Genomic DNA, 2,967 nt, shown 5'->3' with positions numbered 1-2,967 from the left:
GCAACCAAGAGATTAACTTGGCAATGTGAAGAATGTGGATATAAATTTAAAATTAATATTTTAGAATTTATATTAGGTATAAATGTGATAGATACTAAATTATTATATTGCCAAAAGTGTCATAAGCGAACTAATTGTAAAGCTTTAAAATTAGATAAAACTAATGATCATTAGTTTATAATATTGAAAAAATTTTATTTTGACTGAAATAATCTCAAAAAAGTTGTTATAATAGCCAAACTAAATATTATAGTCTGATAAAAAAATTAATAAATATAATAATATATAATATTAACTAAAACCAAGAACTAGAATAGTTTCGCCACATAGCCCTTAATTTAGTAATGCATTTCTTCAAAACAATTATGATATAACTTGAGAGATTACTATTTTATAGCTCAAATAATAATTCAAACTAGCAATTTGAAGAATCAAATAACCCTTATATAATTAATCATGTTTTATTTTTTTAAATAGTTATGATAATTAACTCCACAAACACTATTTAAATCAAATTTAAATAGCCATGGACATGTAATAACTATATTCTTACAATTTCCTTTATATACAGCATATATATCATACACTTCATCTGGGTTATTTCTTTAATTCTATATTTTCTAATAATTCTAATGCTTCTTGTATTTCAGCATTATTATCTTTATAATTTTAAAAAGCTCCATTATGAATAAATAATATTCTATCTAGTATCTCTTTTGTCTCTTTAATCAATACATATCTATATCCTATGAAATGTATTTTATCTTTTCCTCCTTAATAATTACTAAACATATTATTGAAAACTTATTTAATAAAAATTTTTATAAATTTCTATTATCGTTTATAATCGTTCTACTAAAATTTCATTTTTATTACAGTAATCACCAACATATATAATTCCTTTGCTTTATATTAACTTGTCCACTTTTATATATAAATTATTTTCAAAATTTTGTCATATACATCTATAATATCTTATTGTTATATATACTTCTATTACTATTTCTTTAATTTTTACTTTTTCTTTTTTGATTTTATCTGTTTTTTATTCTGTTACTTTTTATTTTAATATATACTGCTCTATATGCTATATTTTTTTATTTTTGTCTTTTGATATAACTTTCCTCCATAAGCCTTTCTCTCTTAGTTCTGTGATTGAGCTGTTTACTGATTGCTAATAAAGCCTTCTCTTCACTTAATCCCTCTTTTAATTTGTTATCATAAAAATTTTGAGCATAGTTTCTTCTTAAATTATGAAAAGAGTTTCTTCCTAAACCTAATTTGTCCTGAACTCTATTTAAATAACGATTTACGCTACTTGCTTTTATACTAAATAAAGCATTTGAACTATAGTTTTTATCAAGTATTTCTTTTACTAAATTTATATTTTTTATTTTCTTAACTATCTTTTTTCCACCCTTTGTATTTTTGAACAAAATTTCTTTTCTTTCTAAATCTATATTTTCTTTTTTTATATTTACTACCTCGTTAACTCTTACCCCAATCTCTTTCTCTAAAATTATTGCATAAGCACTTTGACACTTGTTTTTTTCTGCATATTCAATTATTTTTTTATAGTCTTCATTGCTTATTACTGCTTTAACACCTCTCTCTTTGCTTTTAATAGCTTTTATACTTTTAGGTACTTCTATATCTTCTCTCCATTTGACATTAAGATTATAAGTCTTATTTACTACTTCCTGTAATTTATAGATACTATTCTTATAGCTATTTATAGTTTGTTGAGTACAATCATATTTTTTAGAGTCTAAAAATTTATTTATATCTTCTGATTTTATATCTCTTACATCTCTTCTTTCTATTTCATTCTCTCTTAAAAAATTATTTATATCTCTTGCAACATCTTTTAATCTATATAGCTCCTGATAGCTAAATATTTTATTGTCCATAGATTGACCATTCTCTATCTTATAATCTCTTTTTTTAACTCCTTCTTTAAAATTTTTAGTAATCGCATAATGAAATTGACTCTTTATACTTCTTTTTTTAGCCATTATTACGTTCTCCTTTCTCAAAATTTTTTAGATGTTTTTTTACTTTATTTATCTGTGCTTTTGCTTTACTTCAACTTAATTTGGATATGTTTTACAAATATATCTAACACTTGTCCACCATTAACATCCACTATCATGTTGCCACTTAATGGCGACACGACATAAAGATAAAATAAAAAATATTGCGTGATTTGAATAACAGTTCGATAGAAATTATATTTACTTACTTCTACAAACTAATTGCACCCTCATATCTGCCCGCCGACTCGATAATTTTGTGTGCCTATACAGTTATTATTTATAACTAGATTTATGCTTTTACACATTCTCGTTACACTCAAAGTGCCTAAAAGCATTCTAAGTGTTTTTTCTTTTTTTAATTTTTTAATTCAATTCTTTCTTAAATTTTTAATTCTTTCTCTTTATTTTTTTTCATTTTTTATACAATTTTAAATTTTAAATAAGTTAAAGCTTTACCCTAATTTTTGTAAAATTGTATTCTTTTAAATTAAGTTATTTGTCCTAATAAAACTTAATTTAATTTTTTTAATTAATTCATTCTAAACATTTAAGTTTATTCCTTATTATTCTTTAATTTTTTAGTTCAATTATTTTTTAAATTTAGATCTATAATCTAAAATTTAAAGGTTGTCTACAACAACAGTTATAAGTTAGTTTAAATTCAAATTTGAATCTTGTATTTTAGTTAATACAAGTCTTTAAATCTAAATTAAAAATTTATATTTATTAATCAATAAAATTGCTAAAAAATATTTTTTAATTCAGTTTCTCCTAATTTCAACTCAATGAATTTCTTTATTTCTCTAATTTTATTTTTTTAATTCCTTCTAATCTCAATTTAATGAGTTTCTGTATTTTTTATCTCCTAAGATATTTTGATTTTCATTTATTAAAAAATAAATAAAAAAAATTAGTTATATATATATAATAT

Annotated in this window: 1 protein-coding gene; it reads right to left on the bottom strand. The window is 21.8% G+C overall.

Going from position 1 to position 2,967, the window contains the following annotated elements; all coding sequences use genetic code 11:
- Positions 1-1,097: 1,097 nt before the first annotated feature.
- Complete coding sequence (locus CLTHE_RS15000) at positions 1,098-2,015, bottom strand: tyrosine-type recombinase/integrase (RefSeq protein WP_080024110.1); 918 nt, start codon at positions 2,013-2,015, stop codon at positions 1,098-1,100.
- Positions 2,016-2,967 lie beyond the last annotated feature (952 nt).

Origin of the sequence: Clostridium thermobutyricum DSM 4928 (assembly GCF_002050515.1) — a bacterium.
Taxonomy (GTDB): Bacteria; Bacillota; Clostridia; order Clostridiales; family Clostridiaceae; genus Clostridium; species Clostridium thermobutyricum.
Note: the sequence above shows the minus strand (reverse complement) of the source record. Positions and strands in the feature narration are given on the sequence as shown.

Excerpts from the sequence above, each read along its gene's own strand:
- CLTHE_RS15000 (WP_080024110.1), bottom strand. The coding sequence starts at position 2,015 with ATGGCTAAAAAAAGAAGTATAAAGAGTCAATTTCATTATGCGATTACT.